Origin of the sequence: Corynebacterium sp. LK10, assembly GCF_008042455.1 — a bacterium.
GTDB lineage: Bacteria > Actinomycetota > Actinomycetes > Mycobacteriales > Mycobacteriaceae > Corynebacterium > Corynebacterium jeikeium_D.
In genome coordinates, this window is sequence record NZ_NOVT01000015.1 from 1 (window position 1) to 23,526 (window position 23,526).

General features: G+C 58.2%; 23 protein-coding genes and 1 tRNA gene. 9 read left to right on the top strand and 15 right to left on the bottom strand.

Annotated features, from left to right (window positions below; genetic code table 11):
* Nucleotides 1–166: 166 nt before the first annotated feature.
* Nucleotides 167–1,060 carry a hypothetical protein gene (locus CHU70_RS04475; RefSeq protein ID WP_016421751.1) on the bottom strand — a complete coding sequence of 298 codons (894 nt, stop codon included), beginning with the start codon at nucleotides 1,058–1,060 and terminating at the stop codon, nucleotides 167–169.
* A gap of 304 nt (nucleotides 1,061–1,364) precedes the next feature.
* Here CHU70_RS04475 and CHU70_RS04480 point away from each other — a divergent pair, with 304 nt between their 5' ends.
* Nucleotides 1,365–1,901 carry a peptidylprolyl isomerase gene (locus CHU70_RS04480; protein ID WP_369707163.1) on the top strand — a complete coding sequence of 179 codons (537 nt, stop codon included), beginning with the start codon at nucleotides 1,365–1,367 and terminating at the stop codon, nucleotides 1,899–1,901.
* 698 nt (nucleotides 1,902–2,599) lie between these two features.
* Here CHU70_RS04480 and crgA read toward each other — a convergent pair.
* Nucleotides 2,600–2,869 (bottom strand): cell division protein CrgA, encoded by a 270-nt coding sequence (gene crgA, locus CHU70_RS04485; RefSeq protein ID WP_005511903.1) that lies wholly within the window; start codon nucleotides 2,867–2,869, stop codon nucleotides 2,600–2,602.
* A 135-nt stretch (nucleotides 2,870–3,004) separates the two neighbouring features.
* Here crgA and CHU70_RS04490 point away from each other — a divergent pair, with 135 nt between their 5' ends.
* Nucleotides 3,005–3,676: an aminodeoxychorismate/anthranilate synthase component II gene (locus tag CHU70_RS04490; RefSeq protein WP_048731900.1), complete on the top strand. Its 672-nt coding sequence runs from the start codon at nucleotides 3,005–3,007 to the stop codon at nucleotides 3,674–3,676.
* Nucleotides 3,677–3,679: 3 nt separating this feature from the next.
* On the opposite strand, the gene pknB is transcribed toward CHU70_RS04490, so the two are convergent.
* The 7 genes from pknB to CHU70_RS04525 all read right to left on the bottom strand — a co-directional run bounded on the left by pknB (nucleotide 3,680) and on the right by CHU70_RS04525 (nucleotide 12,890).
* Entirely contained in the window at nucleotides 3,680–5,737 is a 2,058-nt protein-coding gene (gene pknB / locus CHU70_RS04495) for a Stk1 family PASTA domain-containing Ser/Thr kinase (RefSeq protein WP_147739777.1), read from the bottom strand.
* A 53-nt stretch (nucleotides 5,738–5,790) separates the two neighbouring features.
* Nucleotides 5,791–7,251 (bottom strand): serine/threonine-protein kinase, encoded by a 1,461-nt coding sequence (locus CHU70_RS04500; protein WP_147719294.1) that lies wholly within the window; start codon nucleotides 7,249–7,251, stop codon nucleotides 5,791–5,793.
* A gap of 2 nt (nucleotides 7,252–7,253) precedes the next feature.
* Nucleotides 7,254–8,690: a penicillin-binding transpeptidase domain-containing protein gene (locus CHU70_RS04505; protein ID WP_147719293.1), complete on the bottom strand. Its 1,437-nt coding sequence runs from the start codon at nucleotides 8,688–8,690 to the stop codon at nucleotides 7,254–7,256.
* Nucleotides 8,691–10,052 carry an FtsW/RodA/SpoVE family cell cycle protein gene (locus tag CHU70_RS04510; protein WP_016421756.1) on the bottom strand — a complete coding sequence of 454 codons (1,362 nt, stop codon included), beginning with the start codon at nucleotides 10,050–10,052 and terminating at the stop codon, nucleotides 8,691–8,693.
* On the bottom strand, nucleotides 10,049–11,383 hold the full coding sequence (locus CHU70_RS04515; RefSeq protein ID WP_016421757.1) for a PP2C family serine/threonine-protein phosphatase: 1,335 nt from the start codon (nucleotides 11,381–11,383) through the stop codon (nucleotides 10,049–10,051). The genes CHU70_RS04510 and CHU70_RS04515 overlap by 4 nt, the downstream gene beginning before the upstream one ends.
* Nucleotides 11,380–11,841, bottom strand: coding sequence for an FHA domain-containing protein (locus CHU70_RS04520; RefSeq protein ID WP_016421758.1), 462 nt, complete (start codon nucleotides 11,839–11,841; stop codon nucleotides 11,380–11,382). Before CHU70_RS04520 ends, CHU70_RS04515 begins: the two co-directional genes overlap by 4 nt.
* A gap of 149 nt (nucleotides 11,842–11,990) precedes the next feature.
* The gene (locus tag CHU70_RS04525) at nucleotides 11,991–12,890 is read right to left on the bottom strand and encodes a DUF3662 and FHA domain-containing protein (RefSeq protein WP_049193412.1); all 900 of its coding nucleotides are present in this window, start codon (nucleotides 12,888–12,890) and stop codon (nucleotides 11,991–11,993) included.
* Nucleotides 12,891–13,155: 265 nt separating this feature from the next.
* On the opposite strand from CHU70_RS04525, the gene CHU70_RS04530 reads away from it, so the two are divergent.
* A tRNA-Leu gene (locus tag CHU70_RS04530) sits at nucleotides 13,156–13,239 on the top strand.
* Between the two features lie 634 nt (nucleotides 13,240–13,873).
* Nucleotides 13,874–14,689, top strand: coding sequence for a hypothetical protein (locus CHU70_RS04535; protein ID WP_049172588.1), 816 nt, complete (start codon nucleotides 13,874–13,876; stop codon nucleotides 14,687–14,689).
* A gap of 38 nt (nucleotides 14,690–14,727) precedes the next feature.
* Here CHU70_RS04535 and CHU70_RS04540 read toward each other — a convergent pair whose 3' ends face one another.
* Entirely contained in the window at nucleotides 14,728–15,144 is a 417-nt protein-coding gene (locus CHU70_RS04540) for an iron chaperone (protein WP_070652678.1), read from the bottom strand.
* 59 nt (nucleotides 15,145–15,203) lie between these two features.
* On the opposite strand from CHU70_RS04540, the gene CHU70_RS04545 reads away from it, so the two are divergent.
* The gene (locus CHU70_RS04545) at nucleotides 15,204–16,586 is read left to right on the top strand and encodes a DHA2 family efflux MFS transporter permease subunit (protein WP_049172585.1); all 1,383 of its coding nucleotides are present in this window, start codon (nucleotides 15,204–15,206) and stop codon (nucleotides 16,584–16,586) included.
* Here the strand turns inward: CHU70_RS04545 and CHU70_RS04550 are convergent.
* Both CHU70_RS04550 and CHU70_RS04555 read right to left on the bottom strand, forming a co-directional pair.
* On the bottom strand, nucleotides 16,570–17,262 hold the full coding sequence (locus tag CHU70_RS04550; RefSeq protein ID WP_147719291.1) for an AAA family ATPase: 693 nt from the start codon (nucleotides 17,260–17,262) through the stop codon (nucleotides 16,570–16,572). The genes CHU70_RS04545 and CHU70_RS04550 overlap by 17 nt on opposite strands.
* A complete protein-coding gene (locus CHU70_RS04555; RefSeq protein ID WP_147719290.1) occupies nucleotides 17,259–18,272 on the bottom strand; it encodes an App1 family protein in 1,014 nt (337 codons plus the stop codon). The genes CHU70_RS04550 and CHU70_RS04555 overlap by 4 nt, the downstream gene beginning before the upstream one ends.
* A gap of 93 nt (nucleotides 18,273–18,365) precedes the next feature.
* Here CHU70_RS04555 and CHU70_RS04560 point away from each other — a divergent pair, with 93 nt between their 5' ends.
* Complete coding sequence (locus tag CHU70_RS04560) at nucleotides 18,366–18,692, top strand: transglycosylase family protein (protein ID WP_005511827.1); 327 nt, start codon at nucleotides 18,366–18,368, stop codon at nucleotides 18,690–18,692.
* Here CHU70_RS04560 and CHU70_RS04565 read toward each other — a convergent pair.
* Nucleotides 18,689–19,918: an HNH endonuclease signature motif containing protein gene (locus tag CHU70_RS04565; RefSeq protein WP_147719289.1), complete on the bottom strand. Its 1,230-nt coding sequence runs from the start codon at nucleotides 19,916–19,918 to the stop codon at nucleotides 18,689–18,691. The two genes, CHU70_RS04560 and CHU70_RS04565, sit on opposite strands and share 4 nt — an antisense overlap.
* Before the next feature lie 297 nt (nucleotides 19,919–20,215).
* On the opposite strand from CHU70_RS04565, the gene CHU70_RS11485 reads away from it, so the two are divergent.
* Nucleotides 20,216–20,359, top strand: coding sequence for a GNAT family N-acetyltransferase (locus tag CHU70_RS11485; protein ID WP_306295161.1), 144 nt, complete (start codon nucleotides 20,216–20,218; stop codon nucleotides 20,357–20,359).
* Complete coding sequence (locus tag CHU70_RS04570; RefSeq protein WP_318155830.1) at nucleotides 20,338–20,577, top strand: GNAT family N-acetyltransferase; 240 nt, start codon at nucleotides 20,338–20,340, stop codon at nucleotides 20,575–20,577. The genes CHU70_RS11485 and CHU70_RS04570 overlap by 22 nt, the downstream gene beginning before the upstream one ends.
* On the opposite strand, the gene CHU70_RS04575 is transcribed toward CHU70_RS04570, so the two are convergent.
* Nucleotides 20,534–21,451: an NAD(P)-binding domain-containing protein gene (locus tag CHU70_RS04575; protein WP_147719288.1), complete on the bottom strand. Its 918-nt coding sequence runs from the start codon at nucleotides 21,449–21,451 to the stop codon at nucleotides 20,534–20,536. The two genes, CHU70_RS04570 and CHU70_RS04575, sit on opposite strands and share 44 nt — an antisense overlap.
* Nucleotides 21,452–21,505: 54 nt before the next feature.
* Between CHU70_RS04575 and CHU70_RS04580 the strand changes: the two genes are divergently transcribed.
* Nucleotides 21,506–22,504, top strand: a complete 999-nt coding sequence (locus tag CHU70_RS04580) for an LLM class oxidoreductase (RefSeq protein ID WP_147719287.1) — start codon at nucleotides 21,506–21,508, stop codon at nucleotides 22,502–22,504.
* Here the strand turns inward: CHU70_RS04580 and CHU70_RS04585 are convergent.
* Nucleotides 22,488–23,525, bottom strand: a complete 1,038-nt coding sequence (locus CHU70_RS04585; RefSeq protein ID WP_304505044.1) for an aldo/keto reductase — start codon at nucleotides 23,523–23,525, stop codon at nucleotides 22,488–22,490. The genes CHU70_RS04580 and CHU70_RS04585 overlap by 17 nt on opposite strands.
* Nucleotide 23,526: the final 1 nt, after the last annotated feature.

Consider the following 23,526-nt stretch of genomic DNA (forward strand, 5'->3'; position numbering starts at 1 on the left):
GTGAAAAATGGCTTGAAACTGTCATAAACTTGCACAGTTTCACATTTGCAGCCCGTCTTTCTGAAGTTGTCAGGTTTGCTGCTTAACCAAAAACGCCCGACCGCCTGCGCATCAACTGCACAGAACAATCGGGCGTGAAAAGGCTTTTGGCTATCTAGCCGCCTATTTACTTCTTGCGAGCCTGACCCGGCTTCGGAGCCGGCTTGGACGGCTTGGAAGAGATCTTCTTAGCGTCGTCAGCGTTCTTCTTCTCGGTCTTGACCTCGTCGACCTTGATTTGAGCCTGCTTGGAAGCCTCTGCGGCCTTCTCCTCAGTGGTCTCCTTGGCCTCAGCAGCCTTGTCCTTGGCCTCGTCGGCCTTGTCGGCTGCCTTGCCCTTTACCTCTTCAGCCTTGTCCTTAGCCTCAGAAGCCTTCTCTTCAACGGTCTCCTTGACCTCTGCGGCCTTCTCTTCGACCTTGTGCTTAACTTCCTGGGCCTTCTGCTGGTACGGAGCTGGGTCAACCGGGAGCTTGTCGTCCTTGCGCAGCTTCCAAACGATGACACCGACGATTGCTGCAACAACAGCGAAGACCAGGGAAGCGGTTGCGATGCGACCGTTCTTGGCGCGCTGCTCTTCCTTACCGGTTACCTTGTCGATAGCCTTCTGGGTACGCACCTCGAGGTCCTTGCGAGCCTTCTTGGCCTTCTTTTCAGCCTTCTTAGCCTCGCAGCGAGCCTTGCAACGGGTCTTCTTGCCCTTGCGCTTAGCGTCCTTCTCGGCCTGCTTCGCAGCCTTCTTAGCCTGCTTCTTGGTCTCCTTGGACTTCTTCTCAACCTTGCCGGTCAGTTCTTCGGCCTGCTCAGCGAGCTGATCGCGGGCGTCGGAAACCTTTTCCTTAACGTCTTCCGCCCAATTGGTTGCTGCGTCCTTTGCTGCCTCGTTCTGTGCAGCTGCCACCTTCTTAGCCTCCTGCATCGTGTCGTAGAGCTCTGCAGCCTTCTTGTCCCGGTAATCCGAGTAGCTGTCGTAAGCGGACTTCAGTCCCTTGACAGCCAGCGAGATTGCGTTGGGGTTCATGACTCTCCTTTATTAGTGCGTCGCCAACAGGCATCGCCTTTAATTCTCAATCAATGATTAATACTGCTGCGGCGCCAGTGCCTCTGAGACCAAGATGCTTCTAAGTCCAAGAGCTAGGGCCCAGTTAGGCCTAGCGCCGAAATATTTGCAGCAGGCTCACATTCCAGCTTAGGCACTATTTGGCCTCCATGGGGGTCAACGAAGAACTCTTTTCCTTATCTTGAGAAACGTTTTCGCTGGTTTCTGCCACGGAGAAACTCACCAGTAGGAGCAATTGGCCACCAAGGTCGGTATCCTAAGGAATGTGACTATTAAGACTGCTACTGCAACTGTGCACACCAACCATGGCGATATCGTGATTGACCTGTTCGGCAACCACGCGCCGAATACCGTCGACAACTTCATCGGCCTGGCAGAAGGCACCAAGGAGTACAAGGGGCAGAACGCCTCTGGCACCGAGTCCGGCCCGTTCTACGATGAGGCCATCTTCCACCGCATCATCGCTGGATTCATGATTCAGGGTGGTGACCCGCTGGGCACCGGCACCGGCGGCCCGGGCTACATGTTCGACGATGAGATCCACCCGGAGCTCCAGTTCGATCGTCCGTACCTGCTCGCTATGGCAAACGCCGGCAAGCGCGGCGGTCGTGGCACCAACGGTTCCCAGTTCTTCATCACCGTTGTTCCGACCCCGCACCTCAATGGCGCTCACACCATCTTCGGTGAGGTCGCTGATGACGCCTCGAAGAAGGTTGTCGACGAGATCGCTCGTGTGGCTACGGATCACTGGGATCGCCCGCTGGAGCCGGTCGTGATTACCTCCATCGACATCGAGAAGTAATCCGCTAGCTTCTACGCTCTTTAACCCGTCCGGTTGTTCCGGGCGGGTTTTTTCATGCCCATTTTCGCTTTACGACGGCCCGTAACTTCAATGTTGTGTTTAGGGGTAGTGGGGGTAGTAGCACATCGTGTTAATTCTCCACATGTCCACAGCCCTGTGGACAAAATACTCCACTGTTCACCTAGGTGAACACGGGCCAAGAAGCACGTTACGGGTCCCAATTTTCACAAATTACAACAATTCACAGTTGTCCACAGACTTGTGCACATGTGTGGATAATTCCATTCTTGTAATTTACGAACCAGCGTTCGAAAGTGGTCGAACTCCGCAGAATATTGGAGTTACGCACAACTTGACTTGCAACTATGTTACTTGTTCACAGAGTTATCCACAGGCTGTGGATACTGTGGACACAGGGGATAGAACCAAAGTTGTCATGCTTTACGGTTTCTGTCACGTAACCCGTGAGAAATTTGGGACGAAATCTCTCCACAGTTATCCACAAATTACATGATTGTTACACAGGTTTCTGTGGATAACTTTTTTGCGCGATCAGTAGGAGGGAAATCCTCATTCGTCGAAAAACGTGTGGGAAACGGGTGTATTGACGGGGGTGAATTGACCTGGGTTTTTAGGTATGAAAAAAAGGCGCATCCAAAAGTGGATGCGCCTGAGGGGGTGCGATGTATTAGAGCTGACTAACGCCAACCCATAGTCATCAGCAGACCAACAATGAAAAGACCAAAGCCGATGACGTAGTTCCATGCGTTCAAAGTCACCATGAACGGAATATGCGGACCCGCGATGTAGTTGACCAGCAGCCAGCCCAAACCAATCAGCATGAACCCGAACATCAGCACCTTGTACCACACCGGCGTCTGAGTGCTGTTGATTTTGACCGGGGTACGGCTGACGGAGGAGCCACCGGATTGTGGTGAATTAGTGCTTTCGATCTTTGCCTTAGGCATAGCGCTTTAAACTCCTTAGGTTGTGGTCAGCAGGTTGCGATCAGCGCGGTATCTACACTCCCGCGGTATATGCATAATTGTAAACTTTGCATCCGAACTTACCAGTGAAGTTCGCAGGCAGTAGAATTCCCAGTTATGCAGATTCTCGTCGTCGATAACTATGACAGCTTCGTATTCAATCTGGTCCAGTACATAGGCCAGCTCGGCGAAACGGTTACTGTCTGGCGCAATGATGATGCGCGTCTCCGCGATGTTGACGACGTCGTAAAGCAATTTGATGCAATCCTACTGTCGCCCGGTCCCGGTGAGCCGTCTAATGCGGGGTGGACAGAGGACATTATTCGCGCGGTGAGCAGGCAGGACGAGCCGACACCGGTGTTGGGTGTGTGCTTGGGTCACCAGGCGATTGGTGAGGTTTTTGGTGCGCAGGTTGTGCGTGCCGACGAGTTGTTGCACGGCAAGACCTCCCCGGTCACTCATGACGGCACGGGTGTTCTGGCCGATGTGCCCAGTCCTTTTATTGCCACGCGCTACCACTCGTTGACGGTGGATCCGAAGACGTTGCCGGAGGAACTCATTGCCACGGCATTCACCGATTCGGGCATGCTGATGGCGATGCGCCACCGCGACCTGCCGATTCACGGCGTGCAGTACCACCCGGAGTCGGTACTCACCCAGTACGGGCACCGCATGCTGGTCAACTGGCTGCGACTGGCCGGCGGCGAGTACACCGAGGAACTCCTGGCGGAGTTGGAAGAGCAGCAGGCCGTGTACCAGCGCGCCTTCTCAGACGTGCTGGCACACTAGCCGCTAGTTAGGCAGCAGATCCGGCAGCCTTATGGGAGGTTCAGGAGCAGGCCGTTCCTCTGAAGAACCCTCCGGGGCAACCCCCAGCCGGTAGACGCGCAGGGTGACCTCGCCGTCCTTGTTGAGCTTGGAGCCGGCTGACGGGTCGGCCTTCTCCACGTGGTCGACCTTGGACAGATCCAGCGTGGTGACTTCCTCGGTGCGGATAGTTCCCTCGAAGCCGGCATTGGTGAGTGCCTTCTCCGCATCGCTGAGAGTCTGGCCCTCAACTCGTGGCATCTTAATTTGGTTGCCGCGCGAAACGTGCAGCTCGACAGTCGTTCCGACGGTGAGCTCCGTGCCCTTCTGGGGAACCTCAACAACGGTTCCCTGTTCCTCAGTGGAGTCAACCTCCACCACCTCGACAACGAAACCAGCGGACTCGAGGGTCGTGCGGGCGGAATCCAACCTCTGACCAGTGACATCCGGAACAGTCTTGGTCTCGATACCGGAGGAGACAGTCAAAGTTACGCGGGTTCCCTTCGACACCTGAGAACCGGCAGCTGGAGACTGCTCGATGACATTGCCACGCGGAACGTCCTCACTCGGTTCCTCTTGCAGTTTCGGATTGACTACAAGCCCCGCCTCCTCGAGCAGGCGGCGAGCTTCCTCTGCCTGTTTGTCGCGCACATCCGGCACATTGGTCAACTCCGGGCCCGAAGATACGCGCAGCTTGATGCGAGATCCCTGCGGCAACCCCGATCCGACACCCGGTTCGGTGGCAATCACCGTGTCTCGGGGCACATCTGGGTTCGGCTCGTCGACGCGGTTGACCACGAAACCAGCCTGCTCGAGAACCTGCGTTGCCTCATTGACATTTAGGCCCTCGACCTGCGGAATGGCAACGGTCTCGACCTCGGTGGACGAGTTGAAAAGCTGGTAGGCGCCGTAGCCGACACCGCCAAGAGCGACCAGCGCAGCAGCCGCCAGTGCGACAGTCTTTCCTGCGCCACCCTTCTTTTTCTCAGGCTCGTCAGTGTTAGCAATCTGAGCAGGGGCTTCCGGTTGGGCAGCTGCTCTCTCCGGTTCCGGAGCAGGGACAGGGGCCGGGGCCGGAGTTGCCTGCTGTGCAGGGGTCACCCGGGTCTCAGCATCCGATGGAGCTGCCGGAAGGAATTCGGTGGTCTTCGCGTCGTCGTCATGCGCGCCGTGGTGCGCCAGCGCCAACGGATCCTCGCCGCGTGCAAGACGACGCAAATCCTGGGCTAAGTCCTCTGCGGAGTCATAGCGCTCCATCGGGTCCTTGGCCATCGCGGTCAACAACACCGCGTCGAGGGCCTGAGCCGTGTTTGGGTCGGTGTTGAGCTTCCCCGAAGGTCGCGGCGGCTGGTCCTGAACGTGCTGGTAAGCGACAGAAAGAGGGGTTTCACCGGTGAATGGCGGGGCGCCCGTGACGGCCTCGAAAAGTACGCAGCCGACAGCGTAAATATCGGAACGGGCATCGGCGGTCTTACCGCGCGCCTGCTCCGGCGAGAGGTATTGCGCGGTACCCAGCACCGCCGCAGTCTGCGTCATCGTGGTGGAATCACCGAGCGCGCGAGCGATGCCGAAATCCATCACCTTCACCTTGCCGGTGTTGGTCAGCATGATGTTCGCCGGCTTGATGTCACGGTGAATAATGCCCGCATGGTGGGATGCCGTCAGCGCATCACACACCGATGCCATGATCGACGCGGCTTTCTTCGGGTCGAGCCGCCCCTCACGACGAACAAGATCACGCAGGGTCTCGCCCTGAATCAGCTCCATGACAATGAAAGGCACGCGCCCCATCAGGCTATCCGTCTCGCCGGTGTCGTACACCGACACGATCGACGGGTGATTCAGCAGCGCTGAGTTTTTCGCTTCACGACGGAACCTTGCGAGGAAGTTCTCATCCCTGGCAAGGTCGGCCCTCATCATCTTGACCGCGACAGAGCGACCGAGAACAGTATCTTCAGCGCGGTAGACATCGGACATGCCGCCAACGCCAATGAGCTCGCCGAGCCGATAACGGCCGGAGAGGAGATCGTCATTGCCAGACATTGTTCGTCAGTCCCTTCGGAAGGATTTCCACCAAAACATCTTGTACCTGAATATTACTGTGCATCTGGAGTCCCCAAGGTATTACCGGAGTCATTTCCCAAGGGCAATTGAATACCGGGCAGAACGCCGTCACTGGAGTCGTTGCCACTGTCGTTGCCATTGTCGTTGCCCGAATCCTGGGTCGGTTCGGACGTATCCGGAGCGGTCTCGCTGGTGTCCTGCTCAGTGGAGCTGTCAGAGGCACCGTCATTGTTGCCGCCGTCGTTATTTCCCCAGTTACCGGAATTGTCGCCCGACCAACCGTAACCAGAACCGTCGTTGGGGTCGGTGTTTTCCTCTGTGGTTTGCTGCTGTGACTGGTTCGGAATGTACTGCTCCAAGTTCGGAATGGTTGGCAGTGAACCGGTAGTCGACAGCGAATAGACGACTGCGATAGCACCGGCCAGCAACACTAGCAGCACCAACAGCACAATGCTGCCGCAGCCACAACCGCAGCCACTGCGCTTCTTTGCCGGCTTACGCTGTCGGGCGGGTTGCTGCGGTGGTCGCTGCGGTTGCTGCGGTGGCTGCGACACCGGCATGGGCGGTCGCGTCATGGCACCGAGTTCGGTGGTCGCCGGGTTGGCAGCGTTGGACTGGCGGTGCACCGTTGGGGTCACACCACGCGGCTGCGGTGGGCGGTGCCCCGCGCGCACTCGCAAAACAGCCTGTGCCAGCTCACGGCCATCGGCATAGCGACGCTGCGGATCCTTGCGCAGCATAATGCCGATAAGTTCGCGGATATGCGGATTGACCGTCGGCGCCAACGCAGGTGGTGCCTCGTTGATGTGTGCCACGGCAACCGCGACGGTGGAGTCGCCCTGGAAGGGCCGGGCGCCGGCCACCATTTCGTAGGCGACACAGCCAAGCGAGTAGATGTCTGTCGCCGGACTCACCTGTTTGCCCTGCGCCTGCTCCGGTGAGACATACTGCGCGGTACCGACGACCATGCCGGTACGCGTCAGAGGCACCGCTTCAGCGGCTTTGGCAATGCCAAAGTCGGTAATTTTCACCGTGCCCTCCGGCGTCACCAGGAGGTTGCCTGGCTTAATGTCGCGGTGGACAAGGTTCGCAGCGTGAATTGCCGACAGGCCGTGTGCAGTCTGCTCCAGCACGTCGAGCATCAGGTGCTCTGGCAGGGTGCGACGCCGCTGCAGCACCTGCGACAGAGATTCGCCACGGATGTACTCCATGACGATGTAACACGCGCCGTGGCTGCCGATGTCGCCTTCCTCGTAGGTGACAATCTTCACCACGTTTGGGCTGTTGACGCTGCGCGCAGCGGCGGCTTCGTTCTGGAAACGCTGCCGGAACTCGTAGTTGTCCGAGTACTCCTGGTTCAGAAGTTTGATTGCAACCAGTTCGCCGCTGGTGGCGTCGTCGGCAAGCCAGACGGTGGACATGCCGCCACGGCCGAGCAGACGGCGGACGTGATATCGGTCGCCAACGATGTCTTGAACTTGGTGGGCGTCCATGCTTATCGACCCGCCTGTTCGACCGCGTTAATGAGTGCACGGCCAATCGGGGCAGCAACGGAGGCGCCGGTAGCGCCCTGGCCCTGGCCGCCACCGTTTTCCACGACGACAGCCACGGCGACATCGGAGTCCGGCGCGAAGGCGATGTACCAGACGTGCGGCGCGTACTCGCCGCGGACAGCACCGTGTTCGGCGGTACCGGTCTTGGAGGCAATACGCGAACCGTTACCGCCCGAGTGCGACTCGGAGCCGCGCATCAGCTCAGTTACGGTCTCCGCGACCTCCGGCGAAATCGCCTCGCCGGCTTCAATCGGCTTAAAGGACTTGATTTCGGAGAGGTCGGCACCGCGCACCGATTTGATGATCTGGGGTTCCATGCGCACGCCGCCGTTGGCAATCGTGGCGGCGATGATGGCGTTGTCCAGCGGCGTGAAGGACACGTCGCGCTGACCAATGGAGGTCTGACCCAGCGAGGACTGATCCGGAATATCACCGACAGCGGAGGGCTGAATCGGCAGGCCCGCGTCATCGTGGGCCTCACCGATGCCGAATCGCTTAGCGACGTCCTTGAGCGCATCGGCCCCGTACTGCATACCGAGCTCAGCGAATGCCGTATTACAGGACTGCGCGAAAGCCTGGCGGAGAGTTGTAGTAGCCCCACCACAGGTCGAGCCACCGTAGTTCTCCAACGTGGTGGTGGTATCCGGAAGCGTAATCTGCGGTGCGCCAGTGACCGAGGTGTCCGGGGAAGCGCCTTGCTCCAGTGCCGTGACTGTGGTCAACACCTTGAAAGTGGAACCCGGCGGCAGCGGACGCTGAGTGGCGTGGTTGAGCAGCGGTGCACCCTCATTGTTATTGAGGGACTGCCAGGTACTCTCGTCGCCGGCGGCGATGTCATTCGGGTTGAACGACGGTGTGGAGGCCATCGCGAGAATTTCACCCGTCGATGGGCGAATGGCGACGGCGGAGCCGACGTAGCCGCGTTCAGCGAGTTGTTGGTACGCAGTCCGCTGAGCGTTCGGCAACAGCGTCAGCTCCGTGGAGGCCCCAGAGGGTTCCTTGCCCGTGACCATGTCGAGGGCGCGGGAGGTAAACAGCGAAGGGTCGCTGCCGTTCAAGATCTCGTTCTGAGAGCGTTCGATACCGGCGGAGCCGTAGATGTCCGACAGGTATCCGACCACCGCGGCATATGCCTCCGGGTTGGTGTCGTAGCTGCGGTCATAGAAGCCGCTCTCGCCCTTGACCGAGTGGGCCAGAATGTCGCCGTCAGTGGTGATTTGGCCGCGAGGTTTGGACTTTTCCTCCAGGAACTGGCGGCTATTCAGCGGATTGTGGGCGTACTTATCCTGCTGGAAACCCTGGATGTAGGTCAGGTTCGCCAGTAGAAGAACGAAGAGTCCGAGAACGACAACAAAGATTTGGCGAATGGTCTTATTCATCTACTGGTTCACCTCCTGAGATGCGGTGGCATTGTCGTTGAGGCCCGAAGGGTTGCTTGGAATACCCCAGGGGCGGTTGGCCTCGTCAGAGACGCGCAGCACGATGGCCAACATGATGTAGCTGGCCAGCAGTGAGGAACCACCGGCTGACATGAACGGAGTAGTCAGACCGGTCAGCGGCATCAGCTTGGAAACACCGGCTGCAACCACGAACAGCTGAATGGCCATAGAGAATGCGACACCGGCCGCCAGCAGCTTGCCAAAGGAATCACGAACCGCCAAGCTCGCCGAAATACCGCGGGAAATCAGAATCGCGAACAGCAGGATGATGGCACTCAGGCCGGTAAAACCGAGCTCCTCACCAAAGGCCGAGAGGATGAAGTCAGAGTGTGCCACCGGAATGTTCTGTGGGTAGCCCTGGCCCAGACCGGTGCCACCGATGCCACCCCAGCTCATGCCGAACAGACCCTGGGAGAGCTGGTAGCCGCCCTCGTCGTAGGAGCCCAACGGATCCAGGAAATGCGTGACTCGCGCCTGAATCTTGTCCGAAACCATGTAGACACCGACAACGCCGACGGTCACCAGCACCATGCCGATGATCAGCCAGGAACCACGACCGGTGGCAGCGTAGAGCATTGCCAGCACAGTGCCGAAGAGCACCAGCGCCGGGCCAAAGTCATTCTGCAGAGCCATGATGACGGTAGCGATGCCCCAGATCAGCAGAATCGGACCCAGGTCGCGAACACGCGGGAAATCAATGCCCAGGAAACGCTTGCCCGCCACATTGAACAGCGAGCGCTTATTCACCAGCAGCTGAGCAAAGAAGATCAGCAGCATGACCTTGGCAAACTCACCCGGCTGCATGGAGAACGGGCCGATGGAAATCCAGATGCGGGCATCAGCATTAATCGACGACGGCCACACCAGCGGTAGCGCCAACAGAATCAAGCCGCCGAGACCCAGCAGATACGAGTACTGCGATAGCGAGTGATGGTTGCGCAGCAGGACAATCACGCCGATAAACAGTGCGACACTAAGTACGGTCCACATGATCTGATTGCGCACCAACGAGGTGTCATTGGCCAGGTCGAGGCGGTGAATCATCACCAGCCCCAAGGCGTTGAGCGTGGCCGCAACCGGCAGCATCACCTGATCGGCGTTGGGCGCCACAAAGGTCAGCGCGATATGCGCCACTGCAAAGATCACAAAGAATCCGCCAATGATGTAAAAGACATCTGCGGTCAGAGAGTTGCCCTGAGCCAGTTCCAGCGAAATTAGTGCCAAAAGCAACAATCCTGCCGACAGCAGCAGCAGGAGCATTTCCTTCATCCGAAGCTGTCGCTTCGTGGTAGTTTCACTCATTTTCGCACCTGCCTACAGTTGACTCCTGGCTTCGAGCCCAGCTTTTCATCCTTCTTGTCATCGTCGGAAACGGACAGACATACCGGCAGTGCCGACTCCGCCAAACGTCCAATCTGGTCGCTGACACCGTCGTAGGAATCAGCCGGCAGACCTTCCAGCGAATTGCGTGCCGCCGGTGAGAGATCTTCCGGCGTCATGATGTGGCAGTCGACCTTCTCCTTCGGCGTCCCAGCCGGAGGTAGTTGAACTTTATTGTCATCGGTCAAACAGATGAACTGATGTGGCTCTTGCAGATCGAAGCCCAGCAAACTACCGGGCACGCCGTGCATCAGCTGCACCTGCCCGTCGACCACCGCGAGATGGTACATCGACTCCTTCTTCTGCCAGCCCCAAATACCAAGGCCGACCAACCCGGCCACCAGCACCAGCACCACAGAAATAACTAGCCACTTGCCCTTGGAAGCTTTCTTCTCCGGCGCCGAAGTCACTGCAATTTCCTGCGACTTCCGCGGGCGGAGTGCCGCCGCGCGTCCCGCTGACGTATTGGGGCGGGGGAGTTCCTCCTCCGCACTCTGTAGGGCACCGGCCAGGGCGGGCTCGTAAGGCGTGCGTGCCGACGAATCGACAACATCGGCAACCACCACGGTGATGTTATCCGGACCACCGGACTTCAACGCGTAGTCAATGAGCTTGGTAGCGGCCTCGTCCGGAGTGCCCTCCGAGAGCACATCCTTGATGGTATCCGCGGACACTGGATCGGATAGACCATCCGAGCACAGCAGGTAGCGATCGCCCTCGTGAACATCGCGATAAGACAAAGTAGGCTCCACCGGGCGACCGGTGAGAGCCTTCAAAATCAGTGAGCGCTGAGGGTGAATTGCCGCTTCTTCTTCGGTGAGATTGCCCTCATCCACCAGGGACTGCACATAGGTGTCATCCCGGGTAATGCGGATGAGCTCCCCGTCGCGCAGCAGATAGCCACGCGAGTCACCGACATGGCACATGCCCAGGCGGGTGCCGTCGAAAAGCAGAGCAGTCAGCGTAGTGCCCATGCCTTGCGTAGAGGGGTTCTGCTCAATTTCATCCGCAATGGAGTTATTGCCCTCCATGCAGGCGCTGCGCAGGGACTCGAGCAAATCGGGGCCGGGCTGATCATTGTCCAGCCGAGAGACGGCCGCAATCATCAGCTGAGATGCGATTTCTCCGGCGGCGTGGCCACCCATGCCGTCGGCAAGCGCGAGCAGACGCGAACCCGCATAGGCGGAGTCCTCGTTGTTCTGTCGGATGAGGCCGCGGTCAGAGCGGGCCGTGTAATTCAGAGCAAGACTCATGGTTGCAACCTCAAAGTTGTACGGCCAATACGAAATTCCATACCCGAAGCCAGGCGTTCAGGCTGTTCCACGCGCTGGCCATTGAGGAATGTGCCATTGCGGGAGTCCAGGTCCTCCAGGTACCAGATGCCGTCGCGGTTGATGACGCGAGCGTGCTGGCCCGAGGCGAAGTCATCGTTGAGGACGAAGGCATTCGACTCTGAACGGCCAATAGTGATGTCGCGTTGGTTGTTTAGGTTCATGCGCGAACCCGCCAGCGGCCCGGAGGTGACAAGGAGCTGATGTGGAGTCTGCGAGCGCTGGAAACGCTTGGCCGGAGCACTGCTGGCCTGCCGAAGTGGGCGCAGCGGAGCCGAGCCTGTTGTTTCTGTACGCAGGGTGCGAAGCGTCATCCAAATGAAAAACCACAGGACGACCAGCACGCCGATGCGCGAAAGCAGAAAAACGATAGCTTCCACGTCCGAGGAACCTCCTTATGTAGAGCTGGTGGGTCCGCAAACCGAACACACGGACGTAATTATTCCAGGAATGTGTCGGCAAACCTAGGGCAGTGGCATGTGAACCTGGTGAACCTCACTACTTAGCGGATCTGAATCAGCGGATTTAACTAGCGGATCTGAACTTCGAGAACAGAATGCCCCAGCGAGATTTCGTCGCCGTCGGCCAGCAGCCAGTTCTCAATGGGTTCGCCATTGACAATGGTGCCGTTGGTCGAATGCAAATCGACGAGCACAGCGTCCTGGCCGTCCCACGTGATCTCGGCATGCTGGCGGGAAACACCAGTATCCGGGAGGCGGAAGTCGGAAGCGGTGCCGCGGCCGATGATGTTCGAACCATGGCGCACCTCAAATACGCGCGAGGAGCCGTCCTGCAACAGCAGGGTGACGGTCTTTTCCTGGGACTGGTCTTCACCCACGGCCGCGCTGCTCAGCTCAGTTGCCGCTTCCGGGTCGACCGCGGGGATGGGGCGGGAAGCGGTGGGGAACTGCTCAGCTTCCGGCTGCGGGTGGTAGGCGGCAGAGGTCTCTGCAGCTTGGGGTTCATCATCGCTTTGCGACGGGGCTGCGTCAGTGTTGGCATCATCGGCACTGTCCTCGAATGGGACGAACTCCGAGGTGCCCACGGTGTCCTCGGTGAAAGTGCTGGCCGTCTTCAACTGGCCGGTGTGGAGAGACTCCACTGCCTGTAGGTGGACGCTAATGGAACCGGTGAAGCCCCAGCCGTTGTTACGGCAGTAGCGTGTCATGCGGTCAGCCAACTGATTCGGCAGGTTGGGCTCGGACGCAGAAAGGTTCTTGTAGTCGGCAGCGCTGATGCCAATGCGGAAATCATTGGGTGCCAAGTACTGACCGTTGGCGTCCTGCATCAGGAAGTCTTCAATTTCCTGCTTCAGGCATTCTTCTAACTCATTCGGGACAACCTTGCCGCCGAACACGCGCGCAAAGCTGTTATCGAGCCCGCGCTGAAGCGAGCTATCGAGCTTGCGGATGCGTCCTAGGAAATCCATCTGACTAAAGAAATTCGCCTTCTCCCGCCAAACCGCGGCGGGTTACGTGAAAAAAATGTGCACAAAAATTATCGATACTTAAGCAACAGTATAGAGCCCTACACCTTCAGTTAAGGGCTAGGAACTACTGAGGTTTATCAAATAGTGACGACGGTTGTGGAGGAAGTTGCTATTGCTAAGTGCTGAAAAGTGGTGGAAAACGCGCGCTGGCCTGGGGATTTGGTGGTGTATTAGCGCGGGGTGTTATAGTTCTATTCGTTCCCACGGGCGAGTGGCGGAATGGCAGACGCGCTGGCTTCAGGTGCCAGTGTCCTTTACGGACGTGGGGGTTCAAGTCCCCCTTCGCCCACAGCGAAGATCCTCGGAAGTGTAAAAGCTTCCGAGGATTTTTTGTTTGTGGGGTTGGGGTTTGGGGTGGGGCTTGGGTTGAAGCAGAGGCAGATGCTGAGCTGAGGTTGTTGGCTTGTCCTTTAACTCTCCTTTAACCCTGTCCGGCACTTATGGCCAGGTTTCGGGGACTTGTCGATGGATTCTCCTGACTTATCGATGGTTTTTCGGCACTTATGCGCACGCTGTGGGCCAGGCTCTCTCACTTGTCGATGCGCTATTCACTTGTGGACACGCTGTAGCGCATCGATAGGTGAATAGCGTGGCCATAAGTCGTCGGATGCGTCGGCCAGCTAGCATTGCAACGGCTCACGAGAAGAAATGTAGAAATCTCACAACTCATTTTGTATTGAAAGTAGAAGAAAACTTGAATAGTTTTGAGATGTGCATGAGGGCAGTCGGCCCCCATCTGGGGCATTGATATAGCGGTGTTCAGTCATGAGCTTGGCTTACGGCCATATTTTAACGACCATTTGGTACCTGTTCATATCGTGAAAAGGCAACTCAAGAATGTGTAAGAAGTATTAAGAGAGAGCCCGTTTGGTGAGTAATCTTCTTCCGAGGAAAACCTGCCAATTCATAGTCGGAAGGCAAACATGAAAATTGTATTTAGAGCAATGCTGGGTGCCGCAATTATTTTTGAAGGAGTTCTTTTCCTTCTTATGAATGTGGTATCTGGTTTGCCGGGTTGGGTATTCCTGTTACCACTTGCCGTGGTGGTTGCGGCTTTTCTCTTACTGTTTGGAGGTATGTGGCAAGACTATCTCAGAAATGGCAGGTCATGGGCTTCTTCGCTGTCCGAGACGTCAAAGAAATTTGGCGTACCTCGAAAAATACTAGCGTTACTCGTTTCGGAAGTTGGTTCGCTGCTAGCTGCTTTCACCTTTTTTAAGCCTCAGAGAAATGTCGACAGTGAAGTCAGATCCTTCACAGCATATAGAAACCTTCGAACTGTTGTTTTTATGATACTGGCGCTGAGCGTTGCAGAAATAAGCATAGTGCATTTTGCTATTTCTAATGCGTTTTGGCGATATTTATTGCTGGTAATTAGTGTTTATGCCGTAGTTCTTTTATCTGGATTTTACGTAACTGTTCGGGATCATCCACATCTAATGACACCGCAAGGACTCGTACTGCGAAATGGGCGAAGGCTTATTTGCGAAATTCCGTGGTCACACTTACGTCATGCGAGCTCCGTAACGGCAGGTGAAGGAGGGGACGTAGCAATTGACGAGCACGGCAATCTCAGGGTGCCTGTTTTGAGTGAAGTGAACGTCAAGTTAGAAGTCGATTCGCAGGTCGTGGCAGAAGATCTTTACAAGGGACCAATGATGGTTTCCTCGATTGAGATTTACTGCGACGACAAAGACACATTCCTGCGTGATCTCGCTGAGGAAAGGAATGCTCATTAAGTGCTTGGTAGCTTCCAGGGCTGGTAATCGACCCCGACCTACCGCCAAAACTTGGTCATCCCGCGCTTGTCCTCGATGTTGAACTCAATCATCTTGGCCAGCAGGTCCAGCGGCATGGACTCGGCCTTGCCATCCTTTGGCCAGGGGAAGCGGACCATCATTTTTCCGTAGGAGAGGCCGCGGTCATCGAACTCGTCGGAGAACTTCACAATGCCGTCGCGCTCTGGGGCGATGGACATGTGTTTCTTGGCGTAGGAAAAACCGATGATAAAAGTGCCATCGAGCGTGAACATCGGCTGATTCCAGGCAATGCGAACGCCGAGTTCCGGGTACTTTTCATGAACCCATTCCAACACCTCGAGAGCGACAGCGCGCTGCGTGTCATCATCTACCCGCGAGAGGTGATTGGCGAAGAACTCGGCGATGGTTTCATCGGTCATATGCTGAACAGCCATAGCCTGGATTTTACTGTGCCATCAACTAACACCCGAGCCATCAACTAACATAACTCCGAGTGGCTACAGATTTGAATACTCAGTTTGATCCCAAAAAGGCGTGGCCAGCGCTATGGACCGTGTTACTCGGCTTCTTCATGATCCTGGTCGACGCCACCATTGTCACCGTTGGTATCAACACCATCCAGCATGAACTGGGCGGTGAGCTCAACCAGGTCATGTGGGTGACCAGTGGTTATCTGCTGGCCTATGCCGTGCCGTTGCTCATTACTGGCAGGCTCGGTGACCTCTGGGGAGTCAAGCACACCTATGTAGCGGGCCTGGTTATCTTCGTGTTGGCGTCGCTGGCGTGTGGGTTGGCGCCGTCGTTAAGCATGCTGATCATTGCCCGCGTGGTGCAGGGACTGGGGGCCGCGCTGCTGACGCCGCAGACGATGGCGCTGATTACGCAGATGTTTCCGCCGGCGCATCGCGGTGCGGCGATGGGCCTGTGGGGTGCGGCGGCCGGAATTGCCTCGCTGACGGGGCCGCTGGCCGGTGGCGTGTTGATTGAGCTGCTGAGTTGGCGCTGGATTTTCCTCATTAATGTGCCGATTGGGCTGATCGGGCTCGTTTTTGCGTTCCGCTATCTGCCGACCTTTGAGACGCACCGCAACAAGATTGATTATCTCGGTGTTGTACTCAGCGCGATTGGTATGTTCCTGCTGGTCTTCGGCATTCAGGAGGGGGAGAGTGCCGGCTGGTCTGGTTGGATCTGGGCACTGATTGCCGGTGGCGTGGTGGTCCTGGCCCTGTTCACCCTGTGGGAGGCCAAGACCACGGCCGAACCGCTGATGCCGCTGTCCCTTTTTAAGGATCGCAACTTCACCATCTCCTCGCTGGCCATTGCCGTGATGGGCGCGCTGGTGGTCGCGGTCGGTTTCCCGATTATCCTCTTCGCCCAGAACGCCCGCGACCTATCGACCATCCAGGCCTCACTGCTGCTCGTGCCGCAGGCGCTCATCTCTGGTGTCATGGCGCCGTGGACTGGGCGAATGCTAGACCGGCTGAAGTTCCGTGAGTTCGCGCTGATTGGTTTTGGGTCCTCACTGGTGGGCATGCTCGGGTTCCACTACCTCATCCACGAGGATCTCTCCGTGCTGTGGCTGCTGCTGCCGGGCGCCGCATTCGGTGTGGCAAACGCGTTTATATGGGGCACGCTGTCGACGGCTGCCACCCGCAACATCGACCCGTCCCTCGCCGGTGCCGCTTCCGGTGTGTACAACACCATCCGCCAGATTGGCAGTGTGCTGGGCAGCGCACTGATTGCCACCGTCATGGCCGCGGCGCTCAGCAGTAACCGTGGCGACTTCACCACCGCCATGAGTGACGCGATGTGGCTACCGGTGGCGCTGTCGGCCGTGGGTGTCGTCGCGGCGCTGGGGCTTAAGAATCCGAAGTAAAACGCTCCACCATGTAGTCCGCGATGCCGACGGGATCGGCTAGGAAGTCCCTGGTTGTCCGTACCGCGAGGGTGTCTTCGAAGTGGGTGGTGTCGGCGTCGTCAAGCGAAATAATCGTTGCTTCTGGCGCGGCGAGCAGGATGGGGGAATGCGTCGCCATGATGATTTGTGCGCCGGCTTCCGCGAGCGCGCCGAGGCGGCCGAGGAGCTCCAGTTGGCGTAGGACCGACAGTCCCGCCTCGGGTTCGTCAAGGAAAATCAGTGATTCGGGACTGAAGCGGCGTTCGGCCAGCGTCATGATGGATTGGCCGTGGCTCATCTGGGTGAGGTCTGCCATTTCTCTGCCACCTGGTAGCTGCCCAAGCGACTCGTAATAGCGCGTGAGGTTCAGGTGCGCGTCGCCGCGAAAGAAGAACGTGTCCGGGGGATTGCGCCTGGTCAGCACCAGCGGGACCGGGGAGGTACGCTCTTGCGTCTTGTACCGCGAGCCGCCGTCCGTATCGACGCCCATCGCCGACGCCAACGCCTCCAGCACTGTCGACTTTCCCTTGCCGTTTTCGCCGGTCAGGATGGTGATCGGCGTGGTGAAGGTCATCGGGAACGGCAGGGCGAGCTTTACGACGTACGCCGGGAGCTCGGCATCATCGTGAATACGGGCATGGCGGAGGTAGATCATGGTTGCAGCAGCTGGTCAATCTGTTTGAGCAGTTCATAGCCGTCGGCGCCCTCGATGAACGGGACCTCCTTGTTCTCCAGCTTTTCAATTGGCACCGCCGTGCCGTGAGAGAGCACGTGCTCGCTGGGAGTGAGGTTGCGGATTGCGATGGCCGCGACCTTGTCGGGATGCTCCGCCGCGGCCGTGCCGTAGATGAGCGGGTCGTACTGGCCATCATCGCCGACGAGGATCCAGTTGATCTCGGGGAAGTCAATAAACAGGTCCCGCAGCCGCACCTTCTTGTGTTCCTTGCCGGAGCGGAACAGGCCGGTGGGCGTTGGCCCCCAATCGGTGAGAAGCAGTGGGCCCTTCGGCAAGTTGTTGCGGTGCAGGAACTTTTTTAGTGTGCTGAAGGTGTTCCACGCTCCGGTGGAAAGGTAGATGACGGGGACGTCCGTGTCCTCGTCCGTTTTGCTCGCGTAACGACGGCGAAGTTGCGCATAGAACTCGCCGAAGCCAGCGACGGCCTTGCGCTCATCTGTCTCCTTGACCCAGGAGTTGTAGGCGGCGATGAGGGCGCGCGGCAGCATAGTGACCAAAACGGTGTCATCAATATCGGAGACGATGCCGTATTTGGTCTCCGGGGAGAGGATGAGGACCTCTGCAGGAGTGTCGTTGATGGTGATTTCGTGCCAGCCGGGTTCCAGGCCGTGATTCCTGATTAGTACCTCGATATAGCCGTTGCTATCCGTGGTGGTTTCCACCGTGCGGTCGCCGGCAGTGATGGTGACGGGAAAGTCCGCGAGTTCGACGGTAAAGAACTGCCAAAATCCGCGTTTTTTGTTTCGTTCTTCGTCTCGTTTTTTGGCCGGATCCTTCAGGAGGACACGGCCGAATACGCGCACGCGCTCTGCATTTCCGTACCCGGTGAAACCGATGATTTCCGGTTCCCAACCAGCGTTTTTGGAACGCTTGGCGGCCAGCGCGTTGATCCTTCTCTCGGTCTTGCGGACGACATCTGCCACGGACATGCTTTCCAGGATACGGGTTGACAGGACGGGGGAGGGTGCGCGTAGGTTGGTCGCCCAAGAGAAAAGTCAACCCTTTAGGAGTGTTCTCTTTTTATGCGTTTTTCCGGTAAGTTCATCGCATCCGCCGCTGTGGCAGCAGGCATGATTGCTGCCCCGACCGCGGCCGCTAACGCTGCATCAGTTAGCGCCTGGGATCAGGTTGCGGCTTGTGAGTCCGGCGGAAATTGGCAGACCAATACCGGTAACGGCTACTACGGCGGACTGCAGTTCTCGCAGCAGACCTGGAGCGGCCACGGCGGTGACCAGTACGCACCGACGGCTGACCAGGCCACTAAGGAGCAGCAGATTGAGATTGGCGAGCGCGTGCTTGCCTCCCAGGGTGCTGGCGCATGGCCGAACTGCGGTGGTCCGCTGGGTTAATCCTCCCCATCATCAAAGACCAGATCTGGCACAGCCGCGAATGACAGCCACCACTTCATGTAGTGGTCATGGCGTGCTTTCGTCTTCTGGGTAGCGCGTTTGTCAAAAGTCTGTCGGCCGAACCCGGCTAATGGTCCGGCCGGGACGGTCGCCGCGGTAACGCCGTCGGCAGAGGACCACACCTCTGAGCCGTCCTCATAAGCGGTGATATCCCAGAGCTTGTGGGTTTTCAGGTTGTGGTGCTTCCTGCATAGGCAGTGCAGATTCTGCGTGTCGGTGGGACCACCGGCTTCGGGGTCTTCCTGGTTGTACGGCGCGATATGGTCAATATCGCACTTGTACGCTGGGACTTCGCAGCCGGGGAAGCGACATGTTCCATCGCGACCGTGGACGCGGGCGACCTGCGCTGGAGTTGGGCGGTAACCATTGGTGGCGCTGTCTGCTGAGAGGCGGACATGCGTCACCTTTTGCATCCACTCCTCCGTGACCAGCGCGCCTAGCCAGCCGGCACCGTCCAGCCAGGCGTCATCACTGTGGGGCTCGCGGAAAACATTGAGCACAACTTCCGCATTGGTGCGCTGGTGGATGAGTTCCACAAATGCATCCGCCTGCGTCATTTCCTCATTCGCGCGGAAGACCGTTTCAATTGCGCACATGGCGAAATAGGCGCGGTCCGGCCGCAGTGTGAGAATGATTTGGGAGTAGCTGTCGGGACGTTCCACCAGAGTCACCGATTCCGTGTCGGTGATGGTGGGAATTGTGCCGTCGGCGCGAGCACGGTCATCCAAGTCCGCAGCAATATCACCAATTTTGGTGGTGAGCGTGCGAGGACCAATCATTGCTTGACGACGCTTCCGTGGCGTAACCAATGCCAGAATCTTCTTCTCTGCATCGGGTATTTGATCAGGCTCGATGCCGACTACGCCATGTGCAATGATGCCGAGTTGCCGCATGGATAATGCGCAGCTTTCCCGGGCGTATTCCGCCAACTGTGGCATTTTCTCCAGCAACAGGCCAATGTCACAGATACGCAGTGCTTCACTGCGGGTGATTCCCAGCCGAATGCTGATGCGAGCGGCATGGTTTTCAACGTCATCATCACCTGCAGGGCAGCAGGCTTTAATTAACTCAAGTTGGGCGCGGTTGGTAGCCCGCGCGAGTGCTGAGAGCTCATCTTCAGGATTTTCGTGAGCCCAATATGGTTCGGGTACTTGTTCGGACTTCATTGGATCCCCCTGGTGCTCCAATGGTTGTCGGTTTTCTTTCGAACTTACTTGCTATCTTACAGGCGCTTTTCTGGCTTGTAAAGAGAAATGAAAGAGAATTTTGAGGAGTTTTCGAAGATGGTTAGCCGACTATAAAGGCACCGTTTAGCTGGGCATTTGCAGGGCGTACGCTAGGCCCTGGTCCAAAAACATAAATAAAACACCCGTTCGAAAACGAAAGCTTGGTAATCTCGCTTTCATAAAAGCAGAGCGCAGATAAACAGCGCAGAAACAGCGCAGACAGCGGGGAGTAAAACCATGATCATCCGGCACGCAACGCGGGACGATGCCGCGGCAATCGCGGAGATCTACAACGAAGCCGTAATCAACACCGTCGCCATCTGGAATGATGACACTGTCAGTGCGGAGGATCGCATCGCATGGATGGAGGCGCACTGTTAAGCGCGACCATCGATGCTGCTCGCGAGGCGGGAAAGCACGTCTTGGCTGCGGCGATAGAAGGCAGTAACGAGGGGTCGATTGCGCTGCACAAAAAGTATGGCTTTCAGCGTGTTGGGCTACTGCCGCAGGTGGGGACGAAGAACGGGCGATGGTTGGACATGCTGTTGATGCAGGTCATGCTGACAGACGGGCAGCCACCCGCTCGGCCGCGCGCTTAGCGAAGGGGCCAACGCCCATAATCGTGGCGGCACCGGGGCCAACCCAGTCGCCGTAGCCGACGAACTCGATGAGGTCAGAGTCGATGCTGCGGAAAGGGCCGAGCGCTGGGCGGAAACCGGTGCACCAGATGAGGTGGTCCGCGTGGACGTCGTCAAGCGAGGAGAACATGGGCGTCCAGGTGAGTGCGCCGGAGTCGCGGGCTTTGCGGACGGGCGGTAGGACGACGATGTCGCCGATGCTGTCGGTGGCGCCCTGGCGGTAGCGTTTGAACAGGACGCGGCCGTCGACGTCGTTGGGCATCCAGCGTGGTTCGTGGCGGGTGAACCAGGTGGTGTCGATGTTGGAAAGTACCAGTTCAGAGGCAATTTGTGCGCCGGAGTTCGCCGCGCCGACAACGGCAACGCGGGAGCTTTCGAATGGCTCGGGACCTGGGTAGTTGGCCGAATGCCACTGTTTTGCGGCGGTCGTGCCGGGGTAGTGCGGGACGAAGGGCCGGTTGCCGGTGGCGGCGATGAGCTGGCGGGATTCGAGGTCACCGGCATCGCTGGTGAGGTGGAAGGTGCCGTCATGGGAGACGTGCGTGACGGCGACCGGGCGCTGAACGCGCAGTTCGTAGCGCTTTTCGTAGGAGCTGAGGTAGTCAATCACGTGGGAAGCGGGCGGGAAACCGTCATAATTGGGCATCTGGATGCCCGGAAGGTTGGAAAAGTCCGGGGTGGAAAAGAGCGTCAGTGAGGGCCAGACATTGCGCCAGGAGCCGCCGGGAGCGGGCTGATTGTCCAGAATGAGCGGATCAATGCCGTGTTTGTGCAAGTAATAGGCGGTAGCGAGGGCAGCTTGGCCGCCACCGACGATGATGACATCCTCAAGCATGCTCCCAGCTTAACGACGAGTGCCGCACCTCGAGCTGTACTACCGTGGAGCACCATGAGCTCGCTGTTTGATCTTTCGGACAAGCCCATCGACGAACTACCCGGTTACCAGCGTACATTCGCGCCGGGCCGACTCACGGTAGGGCTGAGTCTGCCCATCGAGCAGGACGCCGAAGCCGAGCCCAAGGACGCGCTGAGCAACCAGATTCGGCTGATTCAGAAAGTCGAACGCGCAGGCATCGCGGCGGTGTGGGCACGCGACATCCCGCTGCGCGTGGAAACATTCGGCGACGTCGGCCAGGTCTACGACCCCTGGATGTACCTCAGCTACATCGCCGCACACACCACCGACATCGCGCTCGGCACCGGTGCAGTCGTCGTGCCTTTCCAGCATCCGTTGGTGATGGCTAAGCGCGCTGCCACGCTGGACAGGCTTTCCGACGGTCGTTTCCTCTTCGGCGTTGCCACTGGGGACCGACCCGAGGAGTTTCCCGCCTTTAACCAGGACAAAGGCAAGCGGGGTGAGCGTTTCCGCGAGCATATCGAGGTCTATGAAAAGGCCCTCAGCACCAGCTACCGGCCTATCCGGTGGTCCGAGGGCAAGATGGGCGGATCCGATGTGGTGCCCAAGCCGCTGGCCCGCCGAGTTCCGCTGTTGGCCACCGGCTCCTGTCAGCAGAGCCTGGAGTGGAAGGCCGCGCATACCGACGGTTGGTTCATGTACCACAAGGGCCTGGAGATGCAGAAGAAAAACATCGCCAACTGGCAGGAAGCGGTGGCGCAGGAGTGTGGCGAGGGCGTGTTCAAGCCATTCCTGGAATCACTGTGGATTGACCTGCATGAAGACCCCGATGCACCCGCACAGGGCGGCCACTTTGGGTACCGACTTGGACGCAACAAGCTCATTGAACTGCTGCAATCCCAGCGACAGCTCGGCATCAACCACGTCAGCATCAACTTCCGCACCTCCAAACGGGATGCGGAAGAGCAGATTGATGAGCTGATTGAATATGTGCTGCCGGCGCTCGATGAGCTCCCTACACAGACTCCGTAGCGCCCTGCCACTGATTAATCCCGCGGTCGACGGCCCACTTGTCGATTTCCGCGAGTTCTTCATCGCTAAACGGTGCAGCGTCCAGGGCGCCGAGGCTGTTCTTCAGCTGCTTCACCGAGGATGCACCGATCAGGGCTGAGGTCACTTCGTCACGGCGGAGCACCCACGAGATGGCCATCTGTGCCAGGGACTGGCCTCGTCGTGAAGCAATGGCGTTGAGCTCGCGGATGGCGGTGAGCGTGTCGTCGTTGAGGAACCCCGAGTTCATCTTGTGCGCCCCGAGACGCGAGGACTCCGGCACGCCATCCAAGTAGCGGTCGGTGAGAAGCCCCTGCGCAAGCGCGGAAAAGGCGATGACGCCCATGCCTTCGTCGGCGCAGGTTGCCAGCAGCTCGTCCTCGATCCAGCGGTTGAACATGGAGTAGCTCGGCTGGTGAATAGTCAGCGGAGTGTCCAGCTCACGGGCGATTTTCTGCGCACGGCGAGTGAGCTCGGGGGAGTAGGAGCTGACGCCGACGTAGAGTGCGCGACCCGAGCGGACGAGGAAGTCGAGGGCGGCGATGGTTTCTTCGATAGGCGTATCCGGGTCGGGGCGGTGGTGGTAGAAAATGTCTACATAATCCAGGCCCATGCGCTTCAGCGAGGCATCGCAGCTGGCCACGAGGTATTTCCGCGAGCCGCCGAAGCCGTAGGGACCATCCTGCATGTACCAACCGGCCTTCGAGGAAATGATCATTTCATCGCGGTAGGGAGCGAAATCCTTGGCCATGATGCGACCGAAATTCGCCTCCGCAGAGCCCTGTGGTGGGCCGTAATTGTTGGCGAGATCAAAGTGCGTGACGCCGTGGTCAAACGCGGTGCGCAGGATTTCACGCTGCGTCTCGAGCGGACGGTCATCACCAAAGTTATGCCAAAGTCCCAGCGTAATGGCTGGAAGCTTTAGCCCCGTGTCGCCTGAGCGGTTGTATGGCATCGTCTCATAGCGGTTGTCATTGGCGCGGTACACGTCTGGATAAGCCATG

Coding starts and splice junctions, on each gene's coding strand:
- CHU70_RS04475 (WP_016421751.1), bottom strand. CDS start 1,060: ATGAACCCCAACGCAATCTCGCTGGCTGTCAAGGGACTGAAGTCCGCT.
- crgA (WP_005511903.1), bottom strand. CDS start 2,869: ATGCCTAAGGCAAAGATCGAAAGCACTAATTCACCACAATCCGGTGGC.
- CHU70_RS04490 (WP_048731900.1), top strand. CDS start 3,005: ATGCAGATTCTCGTCGTCGATAACTATGACAGCTTCGTATTCAATCTG.
- pknB (WP_147739777.1), bottom strand. CDS start 5,737: ATGTCTGGCAATGACGATCTCCTCTCCGGCCGTTATCGGCTCGGCGAG.
- CHU70_RS04500 (WP_147719294.1), bottom strand. CDS start 7,251: ATGGACGCCCACCAAGTTCAAGACATCGTTGGCGACCGATATCACGTC.
- CHU70_RS04505 (WP_147719293.1), bottom strand. CDS start 8,690: ATGAATAAGACCATTCGCCAAATCTTTGTTGTCGTTCTCGGACTCTTC.
- CHU70_RS04510 (WP_016421756.1), bottom strand. CDS start 10,052: ATGAGTGAAACTACCACGAAGCGACAGCTTCGGATGAAGGAAATGCTC.
- CHU70_RS04515 (WP_016421757.1), bottom strand. CDS start 11,383: ATGAGTCTTGCTCTGAATTACACGGCCCGCTCTGACCGCGGCCTCATC.
- CHU70_RS04525 (WP_049193412.1), bottom strand. CDS start 12,890: ATGGATTTCCTAGGACGCATCCGCAAGCTCGATAGCTCGCTTCAGCGC.
- CHU70_RS04535 (WP_049172588.1), top strand. CDS start 13,874: ATGAAAATTGTATTTAGAGCAATGCTGGGTGCCGCAATTATTTTTGAA.
- CHU70_RS04540 (WP_070652678.1), bottom strand. CDS start 15,144: ATGGCTGTTCAGCATATGACCGATGAAACCATCGCCGAGTTCTTCGCC.
- CHU70_RS04550 (WP_147719291.1), bottom strand. CDS start 17,262: ATGATCTACCTCCGCCATGCCCGTATTCACGATGATGCCGAGCTCCCG.
- CHU70_RS04555 (WP_147719290.1), bottom strand. CDS start 18,272: ATGTCCGTGGCAGATGTCGTCCGCAAGACCGAGAGAAGGATCAACGCG.
- CHU70_RS04560 (WP_005511827.1), top strand. CDS start 18,366: ATGCGTTTTTCCGGTAAGTTCATCGCATCCGCCGCTGTGGCAGCAGGC.
- CHU70_RS04565 (WP_147719289.1), bottom strand. CDS start 19,918: ATGAAGTCCGAACAAGTACCCGAACCATATTGGGCTCACGAAAATCCT.
- CHU70_RS11485 (WP_306295161.1), top strand. CDS start 20,216: ATGATCATCCGGCACGCAACGCGGGACGATGCCGCGGCAATCGCGGAG.
- CHU70_RS04570 (WP_318155830.1), top strand. CDS start 20,338: ATGGATGGAGGCGCACTGTTAAGCGCGACCATCGATGCTGCTCGCGAG.
- CHU70_RS04575 (WP_147719288.1), bottom strand. CDS start 21,451: ATGCTTGAGGATGTCATCATCGTCGGTGGCGGCCAAGCTGCCCTCGCT.
- CHU70_RS04580 (WP_147719287.1), top strand. CDS start 21,506: ATGAGCTCGCTGTTTGATCTTTCGGACAAGCCCATCGACGAACTACCC.
- CHU70_RS04585 (WP_304505044.1), bottom strand. CDS start 23,525: ATGGCTTATCCAGACGTGTACCGCGCCAATGACAACCGCTATGAGACG.